Consider the following 22599-nt stretch of genomic DNA (forward strand, 5'->3'; position numbering starts at 1 on the left):
AAAGTAGGAAAGGTCAGTCGTCCGCGGCCAGCAGGTAGAGGCTGCGCGCGGCATCGATGGGTTTCACCTCTCCGCCTGCCTCGTAATGCCAGAAGGTCCAGCCGTTGCAGCTGGGCGCATCCTGCAGCGTCTTGCCCACGCCGTGGATCGAGCCGGTTTCCTTACCGCATTGGATCGAGCCGTCGGCGCGCACGGTCGCCTTCCAGCGCCGCTGCTTGTCGAAGATCTCGGTCCCCGGCTTCAGCAGCCCGGCCTCCACCACCGCGCCGAAGGCGACGCGCGGCTGGGTCTTGCGGCTCTGCATCGTGGTGAGGGCACTTTCGTCCAGCGGAAGCTCCTTCTCGATCCTCGCCCGCGCCACCTTGCGATAACTCTCCTCGCGCTCGCAACCGATCCATTCGCGGCCCAGCCGCTTGGCGATCGCGCCCGTCGTGCCGGTGCCGAAGAACGGGTCCAGCACCACGTCGCCGGCTTCCGTCGTCGCCAGCAGTACGCGGTAGAGCAGCGCCTCGGGCTTCTGCGTCGGATGGGCCTTGTGTCCCTCCTCATCCTTCAGCCGCTCCCCGCCCGAGCAGATCGGGAAGGTCCAGTCGCTGCGCATCTGCAACTCGTCGTTCAGCGTCTTCATCGCGCGGTAGTTGAACTGGTAGCGCGCCTTTTCGCCCTGGCTGGCCCAGATCAGCGTCTCGTGCGCGTTGGTGAAGCGCGTACCGCGAAAGTTGGGCATGGGGTTGGTCTTGCGCCAGACGATGTCGTTGAGGATCCAGAACCCCAGGTCCTGCAGCACCGCGCCCACGCGATAGATGTTGTGATAGCTGCCGATCACCCACAGGGCGCCATCGGGCTTCAGCACGCGGCGGCATTCGGCCAGCCAGGCGCGGGTGAATGCGTCGTAGGCTCCGAAACTGTCGAAGCGGTCCCAGTCGTTTGTCACGGCGTCCACATGGCTGCCGTCGGGCCGGTTCAGATCGCCGCCCAGCTGCAGGTTGTAAGGCGGATCGGCGAAGACGAGGTCGACGCTGGCATCGGGCAGTTCACGCATCGCCGCCACGCAGTCGCCATCCAGGATCTGCCCCAGCGGCAGGTCCGCCTTGTCGACTTTCGCCGCCCTGGTCTTGCGCACGCTTGGCGTTGCGCGAAGTTTCGTGATTTCGCCCATGAACATCTTACCCCTGACTTATCCACAAGGTTGTGAGTCCTCGCCGAGTCCGGGTCAAGCGGCAATTGCGCCGCACCTTCAAGGGCCTGTGACGGAACGAAACGAGTCCCCCACAAGATGTGGAGCCTTGGAAGGTTGGCAGGACTCGATATGGTGTGGTGTGGCCGCAAGGACTCGCCTGCATGAATTGCGGGCCAACCGGGGGAAAATCGATGGCACTCAAGGTAATAGGTGCAGGTCCGGGGCGCACCGCGACCTTCTCTTTGAAATTCGCGCTGGAGCATATCGGCTTCGGCCCGTGCTACCACATGGTGGAGGTGTTCAGGAACGCGCGGAAGACCATCCCGATGTGGCAGGCCGCGGCAGACGGCAACCCGGACTGGGACGCGATTTTCGAAGGATACCAGTCGACCACCGACAACCCCGCCTGCGTCTTCTGGCGCGAACTGGCCGATTACTATCCCGATGCGAAGATCGTCCTCACCGTGCGCGATGCGGAGACCTGGGTGGAATCGTGCAATGCCACGATCAATTCGCCGCGCATGCTCGCCTCGCTGGAGGGCAGTCCGCTGGAGGCGATGCTGAAAGCCACCTATCTCAAGCAGTTCGGCGACAAGATCGACGACCCGCAATGGATGGCCGACTGGTATCGCGCCTACAACCAAGAAATCATCGACACCATTGCGCCGGAAAGGCTGCTGGTGTTCCACCCGAAGGAAGGCTGGGAACCGCTGTGCGAATTTCTCGGCGTGCCCGTTCCCGCCGAACCCTTCCCCCGCGTCAACAGCAGGGACGAACTGGGTTCGGCGTCTGATGAAAAGGGCGGCCTTCCTGCCGACCCGCTGGAGCTTGAAGCCTTCGCAGGAGCCTACAACGACCAGTTGAAAGCAAACGCTTTCGGCTAGGCTGGGGGCAGCTTCGGATCGATACCGGTCAGTTCGACCGACTTGTCCCATAGCCGCGCGGCCAGGGCTTCGTCCTGCGCCCGGCGGCTCTGCACGCCGCGCCCGGATGCCTTGCCGCGCGCTTCCATGAAGCCGTACGGCCCGTAGTACTCGCCGCCCTCGGCCTGCGGATCGGTGGCGGCCTGCAGGGCGGGCAAGGCGCCTTCCTCTGCCGTGTTCAGCACCGTGCCGACGATGGAACTCATGAAACCGCCGCCCTTGATGTGGCGCATCAGTTCGCTCGCCGCGATGCCCGGGTGGCAAGCCAGCGCCGTGACCGAGGAGCCCTTCTTGCGCAGGCGGCGGTCAAGCTCGTTGGCGAACAGCAGGTTGGCGAGCTTGCTCTGTCCGTAGAATCGCTGCTTGTCGTAGCCCCTGGCGCCATCGAGGTTGTCGAAATCGATATCCGCCCCGCGATGCGCCAGGCTGGACTGCATCACCACGCGGGCGCCGCCCTCTTCCGCCAGCTTGTCGAGCAGGAGCGCGGTGAAGGCGAAGTGGCCGAGGTGGTTCACGGCAAACTGCAACTCGCAGCCCGCCGTCGCGGTGGAGAACGGGGGCATCATCACGCCCGCGTTGTTGATCAGCATGTCGATCCGCTCTTCCCCGGCCACCTGCTCGGCAGCTTCGCGGACGCTGGCGATATTGCCGAGATCGAGATGCAGGTATTCGGTCTCTCCGCCCTGCTCCCTGCCGCCGTCGATCCGGGTGATGGCCTCGGCCGCCTTGTCGCCGTCGCGGCAGGCCAGCAGCACGCGCGCCCCCTTGCTGGCCAGCGCGCGGGCTATTTCGAAGCCGATGCCGGTGTTGGCTCCGGTGACGATGGCGGTTCGCCCCTGTTGCAGGGGAATATCGCCGAAGGTGAAACTCATGCAAACATCTCCAATTGCGAGACGGGCGCAAAGCTGCGTCGGTGCAGCGGGGTTGGCCCGTGCTCTCGCAATGCCTGGAGATGGTCGGCTGTTCCGTAACCCTTGTTGCGGTCCCAGCCGTACTGGGGATGGTGTACGGCCGCGTCTTTCATCAGGCGGTCGCGGTATTCCTTGGCCAGGATGCTCGCCGCGCCGATGGCGGGTTCGCGCCCGTCCCCGCCCACGATCGCGCGGGCGGGCCAGGTCCATTCGGCACAGCGGCCCTGCGGCGTGAGGTTGCCGTCGATCAGCGCTTCCAGCCGCATTTCGCCCAGCGCCTCACAAAGGCCGCGCATTGCCAGGCTCATCGCCAGCATGGTGGCGCCGAAGATGTTGAGGCGGTCGATCTCGGCAACGTCGACCACCCCGATTCCGAAGGCGCAGCGGCGTCGGATCGCCTCCTCCGCCTCGGCCCGGGCCTGGGGACTGAGCTTCTTCGAATCGCCTACCCCCTTTGGTCGGGGCTTGCAGAGCAGCACCGCTGCCGCCACAACCGGCCCCGCAAGCGGCCCGCGCCCCGCCTCGTCCACGCCGGCGACCAGCGGACCGGGCCCCAGCGAGGCACAAAATTCGTTTGATGGAGTTCCTGAGAGCATGCGTACTACGATCCTGACCGCCATCATATTGCCCGTCGCCGCGCTCGCAAGCTGCAACAGCGCCGCAAGCGGGGATACCGCCCCCACTGCCACCGCGCAGGCGAACGAGAATTCCTCCACCACGCTCGCTTCTTCCGGAGAGCCGGTGGAACTGCAGTCCACCTCGCCGTTCGATGCGGCAAGCTACGGCTCTTTCGACGAGCCGTGGGCGCTGGCGTTCGAGCCGGGCACCGGGGTGATCTTCATCACCGAGAAGCCGGGCACGATGAAGTTCTACGATCCGCGCAGCGGACGCATGGGCACCGTCACCGGCATGCCTTCCGTCGCCTACGAGGGACAGGGCGGCCTCGGCGCCATCGCCTTCGGCCCCGACTACGAGACCACCGACACGATCTACCTTTCCTGGGCCAAGCAGGAGGGAGAGGATACCAAGGCCGTCGTCGGGCGCGGCACGCTGGTGTGCGAGGAAGCCGATTCCTGTTATGTCGACGGCCTGACCGAGATCTGGGAGCAGAGCCGCACCGGCCCGCGCCGCGGCCACTATTCGCACCGCATCGCCTTCTCGCCCGACGGCGAGTACCTGTTCGTCTCCAGCGGCGACCGGCAGGAGCAGGATCCCGCGCAGAACCTGGAAAACAATCTCGGCACCGTCGTGCGGCTGAACCTGGATGGCACCCCCGCCGCCGGCAATCCCTTCGCCGACCGCGGATCGCCGACCGACCAGATCTGGACCTACGGCCAGCGCAACATGCTGGGCCTCGAATTCGATTCCGCTGGCAACCTGTGGGCGCTGGAGCACGGCCCGGCAGGGGGCGACGAACTGAACCTCGTGGAACGCGGCAACAACTACGGCTGGCCGACCCGCTCGAACGGCGACAATTACGACGGCGGCAATATCCCCGATCACTCGCCGGACGACGGCTTCGTGAAGCCCGCGATCAGCTGGAACCCCGTGATCGCGCCGGGCGGCATGGCCTTCTACGACGGCAGCATGTTCGCCGACTGGCAGGGCCAACTGCTGATCGCCAACCTGCGCACGCAGTCGATCAGCCGCGTCACCACCGATGCCGCGGCCAATTCCGCCGACGAGGTAGCCCGCTACGAGATGCCGAGCCGTCTGCGCGATATTGCCGTGGCACCCGATGGTGCCATCTGGGTGATCGAGGATGGTTCGAATGGTCGCCTGCTGCGCCTCACGCCCAAGGGCTGAAGACAAAAGTATCGCGCGAAACATTTGCGCCCTTGGCCGCGCCGCCCTATCGGCGCGCGCCCATGACGCAAGCTGATGCCGCCACCCTGATTCCGCTCGCCGAGGTCGACCCCGACCTCGTCGAGACGCTGCTCGACCGCGCTTTCGGCGAGGATCGCAGGTCGCGCACCGCCTACAAGGTGCGCGAAGGGACGGACTGGCTGCCCGCGCTCAGCCACGCCGTGGTCGACGGCGACAACCTGCTGGTCGGCAGCATCCAGGTCTGGCCCGTGGCGCTCACCGATCTCAAGGGCCGCCGGCACCCGCTGCTGATGGTGGGCCCCGTCGCCGTGGTGCCCGAACGTCACAACCAGGGCTTTGGCCGGGCGCTGATGGCGGCCATGGCCAGCGGAATGGACCCGCAGGCGCCCCTGCCGCAGGTGCTGATCGGCGATCCGGAATACTATGCGCGTTTCGGCTTTCATTCCGCACCGGCCCGCAACTGGACCCTCCCCGGCCCCTTCGAGCCCCGCCGCCTGCTGGTTCGGGCGGACAACCCGGGCATTTTGCCCGATGAAGGCACGCTTGGCCCTTGGCTTGGGTGACGCAAGACGCCATCTGTTGAACACCGATGGCCTACGATATCCCGCCCGACCTTGCCGGAATGAGCCTGCTCGAGATTGCCGAGGCGGTCTCCGCGCGCCAGTTGCCCCCGGTTGACCAGTGGAAGCCGGAGGCGACCAGCGACAGCCGCATGCGGATCGCCGCCGACGGCACCTGGTATCATGACGGCAGCCCGATCACGCGCCCGGCCATGGTGCGCGCCTTCGCCAGCCTGCTGTGGCGCGATCCCGACGATGGGCAGCACTACCTCGTCACGCCGCATTACCGGCAGACCATCGAAGTGGAGGATGCCGCCTTCATCGCCACCGACCTGCGCGTGGACGCGGATGCCCTGGCCTTCCGGCTGAATACCGACGAGCTGGTTATCGCCGGCCCCGATCATCCCCTGCGGGCCGAAGGCGATCCCGACGCGCCGAGCATCTACCTTGCCGTGCGCCACGGCTGCGAAGCCAGGCTGGACCGGTCCACCTGGCTGCAACTTGCCGAACATGCGCTGGCAACGGACGGGAGCGATGGCGATGGCCTTGTCGTCGCGTCGCAAGGGGAGCAGTTCTCACTGGTGCCTGCCGGATGAGCGCGCTGTTCGAACGCCTGCAACGCCGTTTCGCCGATACCGTCCACGTCGGCATGGCGGGCATTCGCGACGACAGCGAATTCGTTCGGGGAAAGCCGCTGCGCGATGCAGCCGTCCTGATCCCGGTCACCGAGCGCGAGGAACCGGGCGTGCTGCTGACCCATCGACCCCACACCATGGCCAGCCATCCCGGACAGGTCGCCTTCCCCGGCGGCAAGCTGGAAGCGGGAGAAGACGCCATCGCCGCCGCGCTGCGAGAGGCGCACGAGGAACTGGCCATCGACCCCGGCACGGTGCGCATCGCCGGGGAAGCGACCACCTTCGTTACCGGGAGCGGCTTCCGGCTGACGCCCGTGCTCGGCGTGGTTCCGGCGGACCTGCAGATCAGGCCCGACCCGCGCGAGGTTGCCGACTGGTTCGAGGCGCCGCTGCGCCACCTGCTGGATCAGGACAATCACAAGCCGAAGATCGGCATGTTCAACGGCAACGAGCGGCCCTACGTCGAGATCGACTGGCAGGGGCATCGCATCTGGGGGATCACCGCCGGGATCATCGCCCACCTTTCGCACCGGCTTTCGATGGACGATCTGCTGGGGTGAACTTTCCCCACCTGTGCCGCCCCCGCGCTTGTCGAGGGGCCACCTTTGCTTCTAGCGGGGATGGCTGAAAGGAAGGACGATGCTTCGACGGGCTCGGCAACAGCGGGACAGGCATGGCTAGGCTGCCCGAAGCCGGATGGACTGCGCGCGATGATCTCGCCGCGCTCGTCGCCGCGCTGGGCGCCGATAGCGTGCGCTGGGTGGGCGGCGCGGTGCGCGACACGCTGCTCGACCTGCCGGTGAAGGATATCGACGCCGCCACCACCCTGCATCCCGAGGAAGTGATGGCCCGCCTGAAGGACGCTGGCATCAGGTCCGTGCCGACGGGCATCGATCACGGCACGATCACCGCCCTTCTGGACCACGGTCCGGTCGAGGTCACGACGCTGAGAAAGGATGTCGCCACCGACGGGCGGCGGGCGACGGTGTCCTTCGCCACCGACTGGCGCGAGGATGCGGCACGGCGCGATTTCACCATCAACGCGCTCTACGTTCATCCCGAAACGCTGGAAATTGCGGATTATTTCGGCGGGCTGGCCGATCTGGATACTCGCCGCGTGCGCTTCATCGGCGACGCGGAGGAGCGCATTCGCGAGGATCACCTGCGCATCCTGCGCTACTACCGCTTCCAGGCGCGCTTCGGCTCGATCCTCGATGACGAGGGGGAAGAGGCCTGCGCGAAACTGGCACCCATGCTGAAGGGGCTGAGCCGCGAACGCGTCGCGATGGAACTGCTGGGCCTGCTGGCGCTGGACGATCCGCAGACCACGGTGCAGCGCATGTTCGCGCGCGGCGTTCTGCCGGTCATCCTGCCCGAAGTGGACAGCGATGGCCTCGCCCGGATGGCGGACCTCATAGCGGCGGAGAAACGCCGGCACGCTCCGCCCGCGGCCATTCGCCGCCTTGCCGCCTTGTTGCCCGCCGACGCCCGCACCGCGGAGCAGGTGGCGGCGCGGCTGCGCCTTTCCAACGCGCAGAAAAAGCGCCTTGCCCGCCTGGCCGCGCGGGCGCGGCGTCCGGGCGATGCGCGCGTCCTGGCCTACCGCGAAGGGATGGATGTCGCGCGCGACCTGCTGCTGCTGGCAGACGCGCCCACCGACGTGCTGGATGACTGGTCGATCCCCGAACTTCCCTTGCGCGGCGGTGAGATAGTCGCGCGCGGGGTGGATGCCGGACCTGAAGTAGCGCGTATCCTGCAGGCGGTCGAAAGCCGCTGGCTCGAGGAAGGTTTTCCCGATCGCGGCAGGGTCGAGCAGCTTCTTCAGGAAGAGCTCGATTCATCCTCTTAGGCGCTCTCTCCGCCCTTTATTGTATGCGACACATACAATTTATTCTTGAAATCCGTTGCAAGGCTGGTGCAGGTAACATTCATAGGCTGCCTGCTAGGTAGTTTTGCAACGGGATCGGTGCTTTTGATGTGCCGACTGTGTCTGCCCCGGCCCTGCCGGGTGCTTGCCGACCGTTCGCCATTTTCCGGCGCCACTTCGGGCCTTGTCGGACGAATATTAATCCCGGACCCGCCTCATGCGAGGGTCTGGATGGAAGAGGAACACTTGCATGAAGAAAATCGCTATCACCGCCGCCGCCGCTCTCGCGGCTCTCGCTGCCAACCCCGCCCTGGCGCAGGACGTTGGCGACACCGTCACGGGTAACGACGGCAACCCGATCGGCACCGTTGCCGAAACCAACGAGCAGGCCGTTCTGCTGACCGTCGGCGAATATCGAATCGCCCTGCCCGCCAACCTGTTCGGCGAAGGCGAAAGCGGTCCCACGCTGAACGTCACGCGCGATCAGCTGGTGCAGATGCACGAAGAGCAGCTGGCCCAGGCCGAAGCCGCCCTGGCCGAAGCGCTGGTGGAAGGTGCCGCCGTGGTCACCGCCGATCCGCAGCCGCTGGGTACGATCGACACCATCGACGAAGCCAACGTCGTGATCGTGCGCGAAGACGAGAGCAAGGTCACGCTGCCGCGCGAAATGTTCGCGGTCGACGCGAACGGCGCGCTGGTTGCTCGCATCACCATGACCGACCTCGAAGCCGCGCTCGCCGCGCAGGCAGAGGCCGGCTAAGCGAAAGCTGAAACCAATCACCAAGGAACCCGGCAGGAGCGATCCTGCCGGGTTTTTTGTGGGGTGGTTCAGAACCGGTTGTTCTTGGGGAAGCCCTGCGGCGGCAAACGCCCGGCGGCACCGCGCGCCACCTTCCACATGCCGATCTCGTTCTCGGTCCGGGTCCGGCCACTGTCGCCGCCCATCGCCCAGCTGAGGCCCTCTTCCAGCGTGAAGGTGGTGGCATCGGACAGTCCACCGTCGCGGTAGCGTTGCAGGGTTACGCCCTGCCCCCGCGTCATCACCGGCATCTCCTCCAGCGCGAAGACCACCAGCTTGCGGTTCTCGCCCACCACGGCGACATGGTCGTGCTCGGGCGCGATCTCGCGCGCGACAATCAGCCTCGCATCGCCCTTGAGGTTCACCACCTGCCTGCCCTTGCGGGTCTCGGCCAGCAGCTCGTCGGTAATGGCGACGAAGCCCTTGCCCACCGTCGAGGCCAGCAGCACCTGCTTGTCCTTCTCATGCACGATCATGGCCACGATCTGCGTTGCGGCGTCGATGTCCAGCGTGTTGCGCACCGGCTCGCCAAAGCCGCGCGCGCTGGGCAGCTTGTCCGCCCCCAGCGTGAAGAAGCGCCCGTCGGCGCCCGCCAGCAGCAGCTTGTCCGTCGTCTGGCAATGGACGGCGAAGGCCGGGCCATCGCCCTCCTTGTACTTGAAATCGCCGCAGCCGTCCGCGCCAAGGTCCACGTGGCCCTTGGCCGCGCGCACCCAGCCCTTGGCCGAGAGGATCACCGTCACCGGCTCCTTCTCGATCATGGCATCGGGATCGAACTCCACCGTCGGTTCGGCCTCGTCGATGGTGGTGCGACGCGCGCCGATGGCCGTGTCCGGCCCGTATTCTTTGCGCAGCGCGGCCATGTCCCTCTTCAGGCGGGTGCGCTGGCGGGCCGGGCTTTCGAGCAGCTTCTGCAGCTCCTCCTGCTCCTTGAGCAGCTCGTCCTTCTCCTGCCGCAGCTGCATTTCCTCCAGTTTGCGCAAGCTGCGCAGCCGCATGTTGAGGATCGCTTCGGCCTGCCGGTCGGTAAGCGCGAATTCCGCGATCATCACCGGCTTGGGCTCGTCCTCGGTGCGGATGATCTCGATCACGCGGTCGAGGTTGAGGAAGGCGATGATGTAGCCTTCCAGCAGTTCCAGCCGGTCGGCGATCTTCTCCAGCCGGTGCGCGGTGCGCCGCTGGAGGATCTCGATCTGGTGACCGATCCAGTGGCCCAGCAGTTCCTTCAGCCCCATCACCATCGGCGTGCGGCTGGCGTCCAGCACGTTCATGTTGAGGCTGAAGCGCGATTCAAGGTCGGTGAGCTTGTAGACGCTTTCCTTCAGCAGTTCGGGATCGACGTTGCGGCTGCGCGGCACCAGCACGATGCGCACCTGCTCGTCGCTCTCGTCGCGCACGTCTTCCAGGATCGGCAGCTTCTTGTCGCCGATGGCCGCGGCGATCTGCTCGATCAGCTTGCCCTTGGGCACCTGGTAGGGAATTTCGGAAATCACCAGCTGGTAACCGCCGCCCTTCAGCCGCTCGATCCCTGCCTCGCGATCCGCCTCGGCCTCGGCCTCGGCGGCGTGGAAGCGGCCGCGCACGCGGAAGGATCCGCGCCCGGTTTCGTAGGCGTTGCTGATCGCTTCCGGACTGTCCACCACCAGGCCGCCGGTGGCGAAGTCCGGCCCCTTGAAGACGCCCATCAGTTCCTGGTGGGTGACGTCCTTGTTGAACATCACCAGTTCTGCCGCTTCCAGCACTTCCGCCACGTTGTGGCTGGGGATGCTGGTGGCCATGCCGACGGCGATGCCGCTCGCCCCGTTGGCCAGCAGGTTGGGGAACAGGCCGGGCATGATGACCGGTTCGTGTTCCTCGTTGTTGTAAGTGGGAGTGAACTCGACGGTGCCTTCGTCCAGCCCGTCCATCAGCTGCATCGCGGTGCGCGTCAGGCGACACTCGGTGTAGCGATAGGCCGCCGCGTTATCGCCGTCGATGTTGCCGAAGTTGCCCTGCCCCTCCACCAGCGGATAGCGCAGGGTGAACGGCTGGGCGAGGCGCACCATGGCATCGTATACCGCCACGTCGCCGTGCGGGTGATACTTGCCGATCACGTCGCCCACGACGCGCGCCGATTTCTTGAAGGTGCTGTCCGGACTCAGGCGCAGCTGCCGCATCGTCCACAGCAGGCGGCGGTGAACCGGCTTCAGACCGTCGCGCAGGTCCGGCAGCGAACGCGCTGTAATCGTTGACAGCGCATAGACCAGATACCGCTCCGACAAGGCGCTTTCGAACGGTTCACGGATGATCCCGGCACCGGAATCGGATGGTTCTTCGACTGTTGCCATGCGCTTCGCCCTATCACCGTCACGGCTCGGCGGACAGCGCGGAACGGCGGGCTTTCCCCACCCGTTACAGGATCAAACGCAATCAAATCGAACGGAGCATCCACTATGGCACAACGCGTCATGATCCTCGCCACCAACGGCTTTGAGCAGTCCGAACTGGAAAAGCCCAAGGCCAACCTCGAAGAAGCCGGCTACGAAACCGTCGTCGTCAGCCTGGAAGACGGCCAGATCAAGGGCTGGGACGAAGACGACTGGGGCAGCCCGGTCGATGTCGACCTGACCCTTGACGAAGCGAACTCGAACGAATTCGACGCCCTTCTCCTGCCCGGCGGCCAGATCAATCCCGATCTGCTGCGCGTGGAAGACAAGGCCGTGCAGATCGTCAAGGACTTCAACGCCGAAGGAAAGCCCATTGCCGCCATCTGCCACGCACCCTGGCTGCTGATCGAGGCGGGCATCGTGCAGGGCCGCGAAGCGACCTCCTACCATTCCATCCGCACCGATCTCGCCAATGCCGGCGCTCGGGTCGTGGACAAGGAAGTTGCGGTCGACGGCAACATCATTACCAGCCGGAACCCCGATGACATTCCCGCATTCTCCAAGGCGCTGATCGAAGCGCTGCAAAGGCAGAATGCCAAGATGACCGAAGCCGCCTGATCCCCGCGGACCTTCCCGTCCATCCCCCCCCAATGCGGGGATATCGGACTTCGACAGACCCCGTCGCGCCATCAGGTGCGGCGGGGTTCTTGTAATCAGGCCGCGCCGATCACTCGCCTGCGATAACCGATGCGAGCGAGAGGATGCGCTGCGCCTCGAGCTCGCCCGCCAGTGCATAGGCGAAGGGACCGCCTTCCCAGTATGCCAGCGAACGGCCCTCGCGCATTTCCAGCAGCGGCAGTTTTTCCGCAGGCGTTTCGGCGCGCGTCGCGAACAGGGAGACGCTCTCGCCGTCGTCGGTCATCATCACGATCGCGACCGCGGGGCCGTGATCGGACGGATAGACCTGCACATCGTGCATCGACCAGCCGTCCGGGATGGCGGGAAGGTCGATACCGGTCGCGTTCGCAATTTCCGCACGGTCGAGCACCTGCGTCTCGGGTTGTGAGGCCATGCGCAGGCGCGCCTGCGTCGCGTCATAGGAGGCGTCGGCTTCGTCGATGAAGGATGCCGCGCTGGCCGGCTCGGATTGTCCCACGGTCGCGTGGACGATCCAGCCACCGGCAAAGGCCAGCGCCAGCATTGCGACCTTCTTCCAGCCGGTCGAATTCGCACGCGCCGACCGCCTGGGAAATGGGATCACTTCGCCTTCGCGGCGCTTGCGTCCAACGAGCGTGCCCTTGGTGCTCCCCGCCACGCGATCGAAGCTGATCTGCGGCCAGTTCCTGCGCCAGCGGTGGGCCACGACCCGTTCACCGGGCCGGGCACCGTCGTCCAGCAGCACGATGGCGCCGGGCGAAAGGCGATCGAACAGACATTCCGCCGCACCGCGCACGAAGGGGTGCACGGTCCACGGCGGGCCGTCGATGATCAGCAGGTCGATGGTCTCGGGAAGGTCGGAAAGGTCGTACCAGGTGCCCGGCCAGCCCGGAACGGTGGCCGTCAGCGGAGCGGCACGCAGTTTGGCATCCACCCCTTCATCGCGCAGCCATTCGCGAGTGGCTTCCACGAAACCGCCATGCTGATCGAAACTGTGAAGCGACCCGCCACCGTTGCGCTCCAGCGCCTTGGCGCAGACCAGCGTCGTCGCGCCGGCACCCAGTTCGACGACATTGGCCGGACGCAGTTCCTCGATCGCATCGACGATGCGGTGCAGGAAGCCGGTATCGGCCTTCCAGCTGCCCAGATGCGGCAGGGCATCGTTGTCCAGCCCCACCCGTGCCAGCAGGCGGCGCTTCTCGGATTTCCGGCCGCCCCACAGGCTGAACGCCAGCCACGGCCAGCCGATGGCGCCGAAAGCCAGTCGATAGGCCATGTCCGATACCGGGCGCGAAGAGCGAGCCGGCTCGTCCTGCGTGTCGGGCAGAGCCCATAGGGGGGTGATGTTGCGAGAAGTCATGGGGAGAATCCGGAAAGGTAAACGCGCGAATAGCCAGCGCTGTTAGAGATGGCTGTGCGCGTTATCCAACCTTATCTCGCCAGAGCATGAACGAGAGGCCGGAAGATTCAACCAGCCGGGTCGGTTCAGAACCTTTGGGCGTCGGTGCTGTCGCTGGGAATGCGAACCTCGATACCGTCCAGGTCCTCTGTCAGGACGATCTGGCAGGACAGGCGGCTGGTGGCATGGACGTCTGCCGCAAGGTCGAGCATGTCCTCTTCCTCTTCCGCCGCTTCGGGCAGCCTGGCGAACCATTCGCGCGCGACGATCACGTGGCAGGTGGAGCATGCCATCTGCCCCTCGCAGGTTCCTTCCAGCGGCATGCCCGCGGCCTGACCGACTTCAAGCAGACGGTCTCCAGGCGAGGCCTCCGCCTCCACCCTGTCGTTGTTGCGCGTAATGAAAGTGACCTTGATGGCGGCGATTCCCGTTGCTGGTCCTATTGCTGCGATGCAGCATTATTGATCGTTTTTGCCGCCTCTTCAAGCTCCTCCATGCCGGTATAGCGGCCGAAGCCCAATCGGATGGAACTCTTGGCCTTTTTCGCCGACAGGCCGATCGCCTGCAGCACGTGGCTGGGACGACCCGATCCGCTGGCGCAGGCCGACCCGGCGGAGAACATCACGTTGCGGCAATCCGACATCAACCGGTTCACGTCCAGCCCCTTGCGGCGGATATTGAGGTTGCCGTGCCAGCGCGCCTCCGCGCTGCCATTGAGGTCCCAGTCCTCGAACAGTTCGCGGGCCCTGTTCCACAGCGCTTCCACGTGGGCGGCGTCTTCCTCCATGCGCTCCTTCGCCACCATCGCGGCCGCGCCGAACCCGGCGCACAGCGAGGGGCTGAGCGTGCCGGAGCGCAGGTTCGCCTCCTGCCCGCCGCCGGTCTGCACCGGTTCCAGTTCCACGCCGTTGCGCACCCACAGCGCGCCGATGCCCTTGGGGCCGTGGATCTTGTGCGCGGACACGGCGATCATGTCGGCGGCGGCAAGCGGCGTCTTGCCGTAGGCCTGCACCGCATCGCAAAGATACAGCGCGCCCGCTTCCTTCGCCTTGCGGTGGAATTCCACCGTGGGTTGGATCACCCCGATCTCGTTGTTGATCTGCATCACGCAGACGAGCTTGGTGTTGTTGGGAATGTCCTGCTTCACGTTGCACTGGCCGTCCTTGGCGACGTTCAGCTCGTGCGCCCTGCCGATGGCGTGCGCGGTATCGAGCACGGCGGCATGCTCGATGGCGCTGACGCTGATCGCCCCCTTGCCGGGGCAACCGCGCATGGCGAGGTTGATCGCCTCGGTCGCGCCGCTGGTGAAAATGACCTTGCCGTTGGGCGGAAACAGCGCCGCTACCCTGTCGCGCGCCAGGTCCACTGCGGCGGCGGCCTGCCGGCCCATGCGATGCGGGCTGTGCGGATTGCCGAAGGCGGTACCGTCCGGCCCGTCCAGCCATTGCAGCATGGCATCGCGCGCCTCGGGCGCGAGCGGAGTGGTGGCCTGGTAGTCGAGATAGATCATGTCAGCGATTTCCAAGCGTCTGCGAAGGCGTCCAGTTCCTCCGGAGTGGTATTCCAGCCCAGCGACACGCGGATGGTGCGGTCTGCCAGCTGGGGTTCGACGGACATGGCCTGCATCACGTGGCTGGTCTTCATGGTGCCGCTGGAGCAGGCGCTGCCCTGCGAGACCGCGAAGCCCATCATGTCGAAGCGCATGACCTGCGCCGTGGCGGACATCTTCGGCATGGCGAGCGCGCTGACGAAGGGCGTGGAATCGGAAAGCCGGTCCGCCCACCAGGTGCCGCCCGCCCCGCGCACCGTGTCTGCCAGGCGATCGCGTGCGGCCAGCACCTCGTCGCCCAGGTAGGGGCCATCGGCTTCCAGCGCCGCCGCCATGCCCAGCGCGCCCGGCAGGTTTTCGGTCCCGCGTCGATAGCCGCGCTCGTGTCCGCCCGTGGGTTCCAGCATGCCAAACCGCTTCACCAGCAGCGCGCCGATTCCCACGGGACCGCCGAACTTGTGAGCCGAGACGATGGCCATGTCGCACTGCGGCAGTGCGATCTTTCCAGCGCCTTGCGCGCAGTCCGCAAGCAGAAGACCACCGGCCTCGCCGACCAGGCGAGCGACCGCTTCCAGGTCCTGCCGATTGCCGGTCTCGGAATTCACCTGCTGCACTGCGACCAGCGGCTCTTCGCGCTGCACCGCTTCTTGCAACACGTCGAGGTCGAGCGCGCCATCGGCCCCGACCGGCAGCCGCTCCGCCTGCCTTGCGGTGCCGAGGATGCAGTCGTGCTCCACCGCGCTTACCAGCCGCGCCCCGGCCTTCGCGTGCAGCAAGGCCAGCGAAGCCGCCTCGCTCGCGCCGCTGGTGAAGATCAGTTCCCCGTCCCAGCCCAGCGCCGCCTTGCAGCGATCGCGCGCATCCTCCAGCGCGGCGCGCGCCTTGCGCCCTTCGGCGTGGGGGCTGGACGGATTGGCCCACATCGCAAAGCCTTCATCCATCGCCACTTTCGCCTCGGGGCGCAGCGGCGTGGTGGCGGCGTGATCGAGATAGATGCGCTGGCTTGGCACAGCGTTCACGTAACAATTGCGAAAATCGGCATAATCCCTATATAGCCGCCCACTTGCGCCGCGCTACCCGCGCTGGCGATCCACATTCCAGCAGAGCTAACCCGCCCATGCCTCACGTTATCTTCCCCGGCCCCGAAGGCCGTCTCGAAGGCCGTTTCTCTCCCGCCCCGCGCCCCCGCGCGCCCGTCGCCATGATCCTGCACCCGCACAGCCAGGGCGGCGGCACCATGAACGACCGGATCGTGCAGCAATTGTACAAGACCTTCGTCAACCGGGGTTTCGCCACGCTGCGCTTCAACTTCCGCGGCGTCGGCAAGAGCCAGGGCAGCTTCGACAACGGCATCGGCGAACTGTCCGATGCCGCCAGCGCGCTCGACTGGGTGCAGCAGATCCACCCCGAAGCGCAGACCACCTGGGTCGCCGGCGTGTCCTTCGGCGCGCTGATCGGCATGCAGCTGCTGATGCGCCGCCCGGAAATCCGCGGCTTCATTTCCATCGCGCCGCCCGCCAACATGTACGACTTCTCGTTCCTGGCGCCCTGCCCCGCCAGCGGCATCTTTATCCAGGGCACCGCCGACACAGTGGTGCAGCCGGGCGCAGTGCAGAAGCTGGTCGACAAGCTGCGCACGCAGAAGCACATCACCATCCACCACGACGAGATTCCGCGCGCCAATCACTTCTTCGAGAACGAGCAGGACGAGCTGATGAAGTCGGTCGACAACTATCTCGATTTCCGGCTGGACCCGAACTGCCCGATCACCTGATCGCGGCCCTCCATCGATGGACACCCAGCGCGCGTCGGAGCCTCGGTTCCGGCGCGCGCTTGCTTTTGCGTCCTCTTCTGATAGTGTTATAGTATAACATGACTCGCCAGACGGCGGGCGGAAGGAAGAGGAGAGCCTTATGTCCTATGTCGATACCACTGCCAGCCCGGCGGCCCGCATGCGTGCGGTTGCCGGCGTCGTCGCGATCCACGCCCTGGTGGGCGTGGGCGTGGTGGCCGGCCTGACCATCACCGGCGTGATTGCGGAGGAGGATGGCGGCATCATCGCCTATTTCGAACCCGATCCGCCGGCACCTCCGCCTCCGCCGCCCCAGACAATACCGGAGCCCGCCGAACAGGCCCTCGCGCCCGTCACCGCCGCGGAGCCGCCGATACCGCTCGAACGCAACACGCCGTTCGTCGTGGACCACGTAAGCCCGGATATCCCGGACGAAATGGTCTTCACCCCGCCACCTCGCCGGATCGAGGTCCCCGGCCCCGTCGTGACGCCCAGCGTCGCGCCCGCCTTCGATCCCGTCGGCCCGGTTCCACGCAACGGACCTGCCGGATGGATCACCAACGACGACTACCCGCGCCGCGGCATTACCCGCGAACTGGAAGGGACATCGGGCTATCGCCTGGTGGTGGGCAGCGGTGGGCGCGTGGATGCCTGCGAGATAACCCGCAGCAGCGGCCATTCCGTGCTGGACGGCGCCGTGTGCGGCCTGATCGAGCGGCGCGCCCGCTTCGATCCCGCGAAGGACGGCAGCGGCGAGAGAGTCGTCGGGACATTCACCGGCACGGTGACCTGGCAGCTTCCCCGCCGATAGCGGCGGCGGGAGGCCGGGCGGCTACCGTCCGGCCTCCTCGTCGGCCACGGCTTTGGAAGCGGCTTCCATCGGCGTGTTGCCGTCTTCCATCGGCACGAGCCAGACCGCGACGTTGGCCAACATGATGAAGGCCAAGAGCCCCATCAGCATGGCCTTGCGCGTGAAGCCCTTGCGCCAGAGTACGAAGCCTCCAACCGCCAGGGCGACGGCGGCAAGAACGATGATCGAAATGATGAGATCGAACATCACCCTGCCCTAGCCCGCGCCAATGCCTGTCGCCAGCCCTTACGGTGCTTCGCCGCATCTGTCTTGACGCAGGCGGTTGCATCGGCAACCAGTCGGGCCATGCACAAGATCATCGATACCCCCTTCTCCCGCCGCTCTTTTCTTGGAGCGCTGGGCGCATCCACCGCGCTGACGGTCCTTCCCGGCTGCGTCACCACGCCGGCCAGCGGAAGCGGTCAGGCGGCGGCGCAGGAACTGCTGGACGACGTGGCCTGGAACCTGCTGCGGCACGAACCCACCCGCGCCACATCGCTGGGCGTGGACACCGGCGTACACGCCGCCCTGCGCAGTCAGCTGGCCGATGCCTCGCCGGAAGGACAGGACGCCTACGCGGCGACTTTGCGCGCCGATCTCGCGCGCGTGCGCAGTTTCCCGAAGGACGGTCTCGACCCCGCGACCCGCACCAGTTTCGAAGTCGTCGAGAGCGCCTATGCCACCGCGATCGAAGGGTTCGCACTGCCCTATGGCGATATTCCGGTGGGCAGCTGGCGTACCGCGCCCTACCCGGTGATCCAGAACGTTGGCGCGTACATCGACCTGCCGCGCTTCCTCGATTCCGATCATCCCGTCCGCGATCAGGCCGATGCGGAGGCCTACATCTCGCGGCTGGAGGAGATGCCCGGCGTCCTCGCAGGCGAGCTGGAGCGGATGCAGGCCGAGCGGGCGATGGGCGTCATTCCCCCCGACTTCCTGCTGGAGCGCACCAACGAGCAGCTGGCGGCCCAGGTGACCGATGCCATGAGCGGCGGCGCGCTGGTGGAATCGCTGGTCCGGCGCACGCGCGAGCAGAATATCCCCGGCAACTGGCAGGAGCGCGCGCAGGCTATCGTTACCGGCCGGATCGCACCCGCGCTGGAGCGGCAACTTGCGGAAATCCGCACGCAGATGCCCCTGGCGACGGGCGCACCGGGCATCTCGGCAAGGCCCCACGGCCGCGAGTGGTACGAATGGTCGCTCAAGTCGAGCACGACGACGAACCTTTCACCCGCCGAGATTCACCAGCTTGGCCAGGATACGCTGGCCGACATCCACGGCCGGATGGACCCGATCCTGCGCAGCCTCGGCTATACCGAGGGCAATCCCGGCCAGCGCATGCTGCAGCTGGCGGAGGACGAGCGCTTCCAGTTCGCCGAGGGCGATGCCGGGCGCGCGGAGATCCTTGCCTTCATCGAGGAGCGGATCGACTGGATCCGGGCGCAGATGCCGCGCGCGTTCGAGCGGGTGGTGGACCCGGCCATCGACGTGAAGCGCATTCCGCCCAACGAGGAAACCGGCGCGCCCACCGCCTATGGCGGAGCGCCCTCTGTCGACGGATCGCGCCCCGGCACGTTCTGGATCAACCTGCGCGACACCGACCTGCACCGGAAGTACGACCTGCCCACCCTTACCCACCACGAGGCCATTCCCGGCCACGTGTGGGAGGGCGAATATTCCAACCAGCTGCCGCTCATCCGCGCCATCCTGGCCTTCAACGCCTTTTCCGAAGGCTGGGCGCTTTATGCCGAACAGCTGGGAGACGAGCTTGGCGCCTACGACGACAATCCCGCCTGGCGCCTCGGCTACCTGCAAGACCAGGCCTATCGCGCGGTCCGGCTGGTGGTCGATACCGGCATGCACGCGATGGACTGGGATCGGCAGCGCGCCATCGATTTCTTCAGCCTCAACGTGGGCAAGGGCCTGGCGGAGACGACGAACGAGATCGACCGCTATTGCAGCTGGCCCGGCCAGGCCTGCGGCTACATGGTCGGCAAGCTGGAAATCCTGCGCCAGCGCCAGCGCGCGATGGAGACGCTGGGCGGTGCCTACGACCTGCGCGGCTTCAACCAGGCGGTGGTGAACGGCGGCAATGCGCCGCTGGACGTGCTGGCCGGAAACGTCGGACGCTACATCGCGCAAACCGGCGCTTAACCCGCGCCTGCTACCATCCCGTGATCAGGCCGGCCGCTTCGCGCGGCGGGCGCAATGGTTTGCGGGAGGCAGGCAGTACGGATGGTTTCACTCTACGTGACCATCGATACCGAGTACGAATCCGGCTTCACCGCGAGGCACGGGGCCGACACGCGTGCCGCCAATTTCGACCGCGCCATCCGCGGCGCCACGTCCGATGGCGATGTCGGCATCTTCCACCAGATGGACGTGTTCGACCGGCACGGCCTGAAGGCGGTCTTCTTCGTCGATCCCATGCCCGCGCTGATCTGGGGAACGGGCGCTGTCGCCGACGTGGTGGAACCGATCGTCCGGCGCGGTCACGACGTGCAGTTGCATCTCCACACCGAATGGCTGGCCATCGCAGGAAACGCGAACCCGGTGGGGCCTGGCAGAGGGCCCAACCTCAAGGACTATTCCTTCGAGGAGCAATGCCGGTTGCTCGATTACGCGGCGCAGGTCCTGATGGACGCGGGGGCTCCGCGTCCGGTGGCTTTCCGCGCGGGCAATTACGGCGCCAACGACGATACGCTGCGCGCGCTCGCCACCCTGGGGCTGACGCACGATACCAGCCATCCGCCCGGCCTGATGGACGGCAGCTGCGCAATCGCCCTGACCGAGAATGACCGCGCACCGCTGGAGATGCACGGAGTGGTGGAAGTGCCCATCGGCTGTATCGAGGATGCTTTCGGCGGGCTTCGCCATGCCCAGCTGACCGCGCTCTCCTATCGCGAGATCGTTGCCGCCCTGCGCCACGCGCGCGGCAGCGGCAACCAGCAGTTCACGCTGGTTTCGCATAGCTTCGAGCTGCTTTGCCGAAAACGCACGCGGATCAACCGGATCGTGACGCGCCGGTTCGAAAAGGTCTGCGCCATGGTCGCGAAGATGAAGGGTGTCACCACCGCCACCTATGCGCAGCAGGCACCTCGCCCGGCGCGCGAGACTGCGCCGGTGATGCCCGCCGCGCCCCTGCTGAATGGCAGCCGGTTGATGGAACAGGCGATCGCCAACGCGCTCTACGGCTAGCGGCGGCACACCAGCCCGATCGCCCGCGCCGATACCGGGCCAGAACAGGGATGCACTGTCTTCGGCTGCGATCGAACGGCAAGAAACTTGTCCATGGATTGAGCCGCCAAGGTGGTTGACGCCGTCTTAACCCTGTTTCGCAAGCAGACATTAACCAGATGAGCGCTCTTCTAGGCCGTCCAATCAAGGGAGGTTTCCGCCATGATGACCTACTTGGTGGTAGGAGCGACGGGGCTGATGTTGCTTTTGCTCGTACCGGAATCGAAGATCCGCTGGCAGCGCGTCTCATCGAAGGGCGGCGCGGCCATGCTGTTCGGCCTTGGCCTGTTCGGCAGTGTCTATTCGCTGATGGCGCCCTGACGGGCCGGACGCGCATCTTCGCCACACGTTAAAGACCCCGCTCCGGCCATGGGCCGTGCGGGGTCCTCCTCTCCAACCGTGTAATCGGTACGTCAGGCGACTTGCGGAGCAGCCTGGCGAACGCCCTCGTCCACGTGCGCGGCGAAGGGCTGGAAATTGTTCACGAACAGATCGACCAGCTTGTGCGCGGTGCGATCGTACTCGTCCTTGTCATCCCAAGTGGAACGCGGATCCAGGATGGTCTGGTCGATCCCGGCTTCTTCGAGGACGGGCACGCTGACGGGCACGTCGAAACCGAAGTTCGGATCCTTGCGGTATTCCACGTCGTCCAGCTTGCCATCCAGCGCGGCGTTCAGCAGCGCGCGGGTGGCCTTGATCGGCATGCGGTTGCCGACGCCGTACTTGCCGCCGGTCCAGCCGGTGTTGAGCAGCCAGCACTGCACCCCGCCCTTGGCGATCCGCTCTTTCAGCAGGTTGCCGTAGACGCTGGGGTGGCGCGGCATGAAGGGCGCGCCGAAGCAGGTCGAGAAGGTGGCTTCCGGCTCGGTCACGCCGATTTCGGTGCCGGCGACCTTGGCGGTGTAGCCCGACAGGAAGTGATACATCGCCTGGTCCGGGGTCAGCCGCGCAATCGGAGGCAGCACGCCGAAGGCATCGGCAGTCAGCATCACGACGTTGCTGGGCACCGGGCCGAGGTTTTCCTCGCTGGTGTTGGGGATGAAGTCGATCGGATAGGCTCCGCGCGAATTCTCGGCCAGCGAGTTGTCGTCGAAATCGAGCTCGCGGGTCTTCTCGTCCATCACCACGTTTTCGAGCACGGTGCCGAACATGCGGGTGGTGGCATAGATTTCCGGCTCGGCCTCTTCGGACAGGCGGATCATCTTGGCATAGCAGCCGCCTTCGAAATTGAAGACCGCGGTGTCCGACCAGCCGTGCTCGTCGTCGCCGATCAGCGTGCGGCTGGCATCGGCAGACAGCGTCGTCTTGCCGGTGCCCGAAAGGCCGAAGAACACCGCCGTCTTTCCGTCCGGCCCCACGTTGGCGCTGCAGTGCATGGGCATGACGCCCTTGGGCGGCAGCAGGTAGTTGAGCACGCCGAACACGCTCTTCTTCATCTCGCCGGCATATTTCGTGCCGCCGAGCAGGATCAGCTTTTCCGAAAGGTTCACGGCCACCACGGTTCCGGTGCGCGTGCCGTGGCGTTCCGGATCGGCCTGGAAGCTCGGCAGGTCGATGATGGTGTATTCAGGATCGAAGCCTTCAAGCTCCGCCTCGGTCGGGCGGCACAGCATCGTGCGGATGAACAGGTTGTGCCAGGCCAGTTCGTTGATCACGCGCACCTTCACGCGGTATTCCGGCTGCGAGCCGCCGAACAGGTCGGCCACGTAGAGCGTGTCCTTGCCCTTCACGGCTGCCAGGAAATCTTCCTTCAGTGCCGCGAACTGGTCGGGCGTGATGGAGGCGTTATTGTCCCACCACACGGTGTTTTCCGTTTCCGCGTCGCGGACGATGAACTTGTCCTTGGCGCTGCGGCCGGTGTGCTTGCCCGTCTTCACCACCAGCGGGCCGTGCGCGGCCAGATGGCCCTCGCCATTGGCGATCGCGTGTTCGACCAGAGCGGCCGTTCCGAGGTTCGGGAAAATAGTTGCGGCGGTCGCAATGCCCTGGTCGGGCAGCGACTTCGAAAGCTTGTATGACACGTTAGCTCCTCAAAACGGTCAAGATG

General features: G+C 66.0%; 23 protein-coding genes. 13 read left to right on the plus strand and 10 right to left on the minus strand.

Annotated elements, in window-relative coordinates; all coding sequences use genetic code 11:
- Positions 1-13: 13 nt before the first annotated feature.
- The gene (locus AAA989_RS01230; protein ID WP_338240607.1) at positions 14-1159 is read right to left on the minus strand and encodes a site-specific DNA-methyltransferase; all 1146 of its coding nucleotides are present in this window, start codon (positions 1157-1159) and stop codon (positions 14-16) included.
- A 212-nt stretch (positions 1160-1371) separates the two neighbouring features.
- On the opposite strand from AAA989_RS01230, the gene AAA989_RS01235 reads away from it, so the two are divergent.
- Positions 1372-2064, plus strand: a complete 693-nt coding sequence (locus tag AAA989_RS01235) for a sulfotransferase family protein (protein ID WP_338240609.1) — start codon at positions 1372-1374, stop codon at positions 2062-2064.
- On the opposite strand, the gene AAA989_RS01240 is transcribed toward AAA989_RS01235, so the two are convergent.
- Together AAA989_RS01240 and rnhB are read right to left on the minus strand one after the other, a co-directional pair.
- On the minus strand, positions 2061-2975 hold the full coding sequence (locus AAA989_RS01240) for an oxidoreductase (RefSeq protein WP_338240611.1): 915 nt from the start codon (positions 2973-2975) through the stop codon (positions 2061-2063). The genes AAA989_RS01235 and AAA989_RS01240 overlap by 4 nt on opposite strands.
- Entirely contained in the window at positions 2972-3610 is a 639-nt protein-coding gene (gene rnhB / locus AAA989_RS01245) for a ribonuclease HII (RefSeq protein ID WP_338240612.1), read from the minus strand. The genes AAA989_RS01240 and rnhB overlap by 4 nt, the downstream gene beginning before the upstream one ends.
- On the opposite strand from rnhB, the gene AAA989_RS01250 reads away from it, so the two are divergent.
- The 6 genes from AAA989_RS01250 to AAA989_RS01275 all read left to right on the plus strand — a co-directional run bounded on the left by AAA989_RS01250 (position 3609) and on the right by AAA989_RS01275 (position 8663).
- Positions 3609-4820 (plus strand): PQQ-dependent sugar dehydrogenase, encoded by a 1212-nt coding sequence (locus AAA989_RS01250; RefSeq protein ID WP_338240613.1) that lies wholly within the window; start codon positions 3609-3611, stop codon positions 4818-4820. The two genes, rnhB and AAA989_RS01250, sit on opposite strands and share 2 nt — an antisense overlap.
- A 62-nt stretch (positions 4821-4882) precedes the next feature.
- On the plus strand, positions 4883-5404 hold the full coding sequence (locus AAA989_RS01255) for a GNAT family N-acetyltransferase (protein ID WP_338240614.1): 522 nt from the start codon (positions 4883-4885) through the stop codon (positions 5402-5404).
- 26 nt (positions 5405-5430) lie between these two features.
- Complete coding sequence (locus AAA989_RS01260; protein WP_338240615.1) at positions 5431-5997, plus strand: DUF1285 domain-containing protein; 567 nt, start codon at positions 5431-5433, stop codon at positions 5995-5997.
- The gene (locus tag AAA989_RS01265) at positions 5994-6596 is read left to right on the plus strand and encodes a CoA pyrophosphatase (protein ID WP_338240616.1); all 603 of its coding nucleotides are present in this window, start codon (positions 5994-5996) and stop codon (positions 6594-6596) included. Before AAA989_RS01260 ends, AAA989_RS01265 begins: the two co-directional genes overlap by 4 nt.
- A gap of 113 nt (positions 6597-6709) precedes the next feature.
- Positions 6710-7885, plus strand: a complete 1176-nt coding sequence (locus AAA989_RS01270; RefSeq protein ID WP_338240617.1) for a CCA tRNA nucleotidyltransferase — start codon at positions 6710-6712, stop codon at positions 7883-7885.
- Between the two features lie 268 nt (positions 7886-8153).
- Complete coding sequence (locus AAA989_RS01275; protein WP_338240618.1) at positions 8154-8663, plus strand: hypothetical protein; 510 nt, start codon at positions 8154-8156, stop codon at positions 8661-8663.
- A gap of 68 nt (positions 8664-8731) precedes the next feature.
- Here AAA989_RS01275 and parC read toward each other — a convergent pair whose 3' ends face one another.
- Complete coding sequence (parC, locus tag AAA989_RS01280) at positions 8732-11029, minus strand: DNA topoisomerase IV subunit A (RefSeq protein ID WP_338240619.1); 2298 nt, start codon at positions 11027-11029, stop codon at positions 8732-8734.
- A 105-nt stretch (positions 11030-11134) separates the two neighbouring features.
- On the opposite strand from parC, the gene AAA989_RS01285 reads away from it, so the two are divergent.
- Positions 11135-11686, plus strand: coding sequence for a type 1 glutamine amidotransferase domain-containing protein (locus tag AAA989_RS01285; RefSeq protein ID WP_338240620.1), 552 nt, complete (start codon positions 11135-11137; stop codon positions 11684-11686).
- 109 nt (positions 11687-11795) lie between these two features.
- Here the strand turns inward: AAA989_RS01285 and AAA989_RS01290 are convergent, their stop codons facing one another.
- The 4 genes from AAA989_RS01290 to AAA989_RS01305 form a co-directional block, all read right to left on the minus strand.
- Positions 11796-13085 carry a class I SAM-dependent methyltransferase gene (locus AAA989_RS01290; protein ID WP_338240621.1) on the minus strand — a complete coding sequence of 430 codons (1290 nt, stop codon included), beginning with the start codon at positions 13083-13085 and terminating at the stop codon, positions 11796-11798.
- 125 nt (positions 13086-13210) lie between these two features.
- A complete protein-coding gene (locus tag AAA989_RS01295) occupies positions 13211-13540 on the minus strand; it encodes a 2Fe-2S iron-sulfur cluster-binding protein (protein WP_338242166.1) in 330 nt (109 codons plus the stop codon).
- Positions 13541-13563: 23 nt separating this feature from the next.
- A complete protein-coding gene (locus AAA989_RS01300) occupies positions 13564-14634 on the minus strand; it encodes a cysteine desulfurase family protein (protein WP_338240622.1) in 1071 nt (356 codons plus the stop codon).
- Positions 14631-15683, minus strand: a complete 1053-nt coding sequence (locus tag AAA989_RS01305) for a cysteine desulfurase family protein (protein WP_338242167.1) — start codon at positions 15681-15683, stop codon at positions 14631-14633. Before AAA989_RS01305 ends, AAA989_RS01300 begins: the two co-directional genes overlap by 4 nt.
- Positions 15684-15790: 107 nt before the next feature.
- Between AAA989_RS01305 and AAA989_RS01310 the strand changes: the two genes are divergently transcribed.
- Both AAA989_RS01310 and AAA989_RS01315 read left to right on the plus strand, forming a co-directional pair.
- Entirely contained in the window at positions 15791-16447 is a 657-nt protein-coding gene (locus tag AAA989_RS01310; protein WP_338240623.1) for an alpha/beta hydrolase, read from the plus strand.
- A gap of 139 nt (positions 16448-16586) precedes the next feature.
- Complete coding sequence (locus tag AAA989_RS01315; RefSeq protein WP_338240624.1) at positions 16587-17276, plus strand: TonB family protein; 690 nt, start codon at positions 16587-16589, stop codon at positions 17274-17276.
- Between the two features lie 21 nt (positions 17277-17297).
- On the opposite strand, the gene AAA989_RS01320 is transcribed toward AAA989_RS01315, so the two are convergent.
- Complete coding sequence (locus AAA989_RS01320; protein WP_338240625.1) at positions 17298-17522, minus strand: hypothetical protein; 225 nt, start codon at positions 17520-17522, stop codon at positions 17298-17300.
- Positions 17523-17621: 99 nt separating this feature from the next.
- On the opposite strand from AAA989_RS01320, the gene AAA989_RS01325 reads away from it, so the two are divergent.
- The 3 genes from AAA989_RS01325 to AAA989_RS01335 all read left to right on the plus strand — a co-directional run bounded on the left by AAA989_RS01325 (position 17622) and on the right by AAA989_RS01335 (position 20873).
- Entirely contained in the window at positions 17622-19469 is a 1848-nt protein-coding gene (locus AAA989_RS01325; protein ID WP_338240626.1) for a DUF885 domain-containing protein, read from the plus strand.
- Between the two features lie 81 nt (positions 19470-19550).
- Positions 19551-20513 (plus strand): polysaccharide deacetylase family protein, encoded by a 963-nt coding sequence (locus tag AAA989_RS01330; RefSeq protein ID WP_338240627.1) that lies wholly within the window; start codon positions 19551-19553, stop codon positions 20511-20513.
- Between the two features lie 201 nt (positions 20514-20714).
- Positions 20715-20873 (plus strand): hypothetical protein, encoded by a 159-nt coding sequence (locus AAA989_RS01335; RefSeq protein WP_338240628.1) that lies wholly within the window; start codon positions 20715-20717, stop codon positions 20871-20873.
- Positions 20874-20965: 92 nt separating this feature from the next.
- Here the strand turns inward: AAA989_RS01335 and AAA989_RS01340 are convergent, their stop codons facing one another.
- The gene (locus AAA989_RS01340) at positions 20966-22573 is read right to left on the minus strand and encodes a phosphoenolpyruvate carboxykinase (protein WP_338240629.1); all 1608 of its coding nucleotides are present in this window, start codon (positions 22571-22573) and stop codon (positions 20966-20968) included.
- Positions 22574-22599: the final 26 nt, after the last annotated feature.

It is taken from the genome of Aurantiacibacter hainanensis (assembly GCF_036321025.1).
GTDB lineage: Bacteria > Pseudomonadota > Alphaproteobacteria > Sphingomonadales > Sphingomonadaceae > Alteraurantiacibacter > Alteraurantiacibacter hainanensis.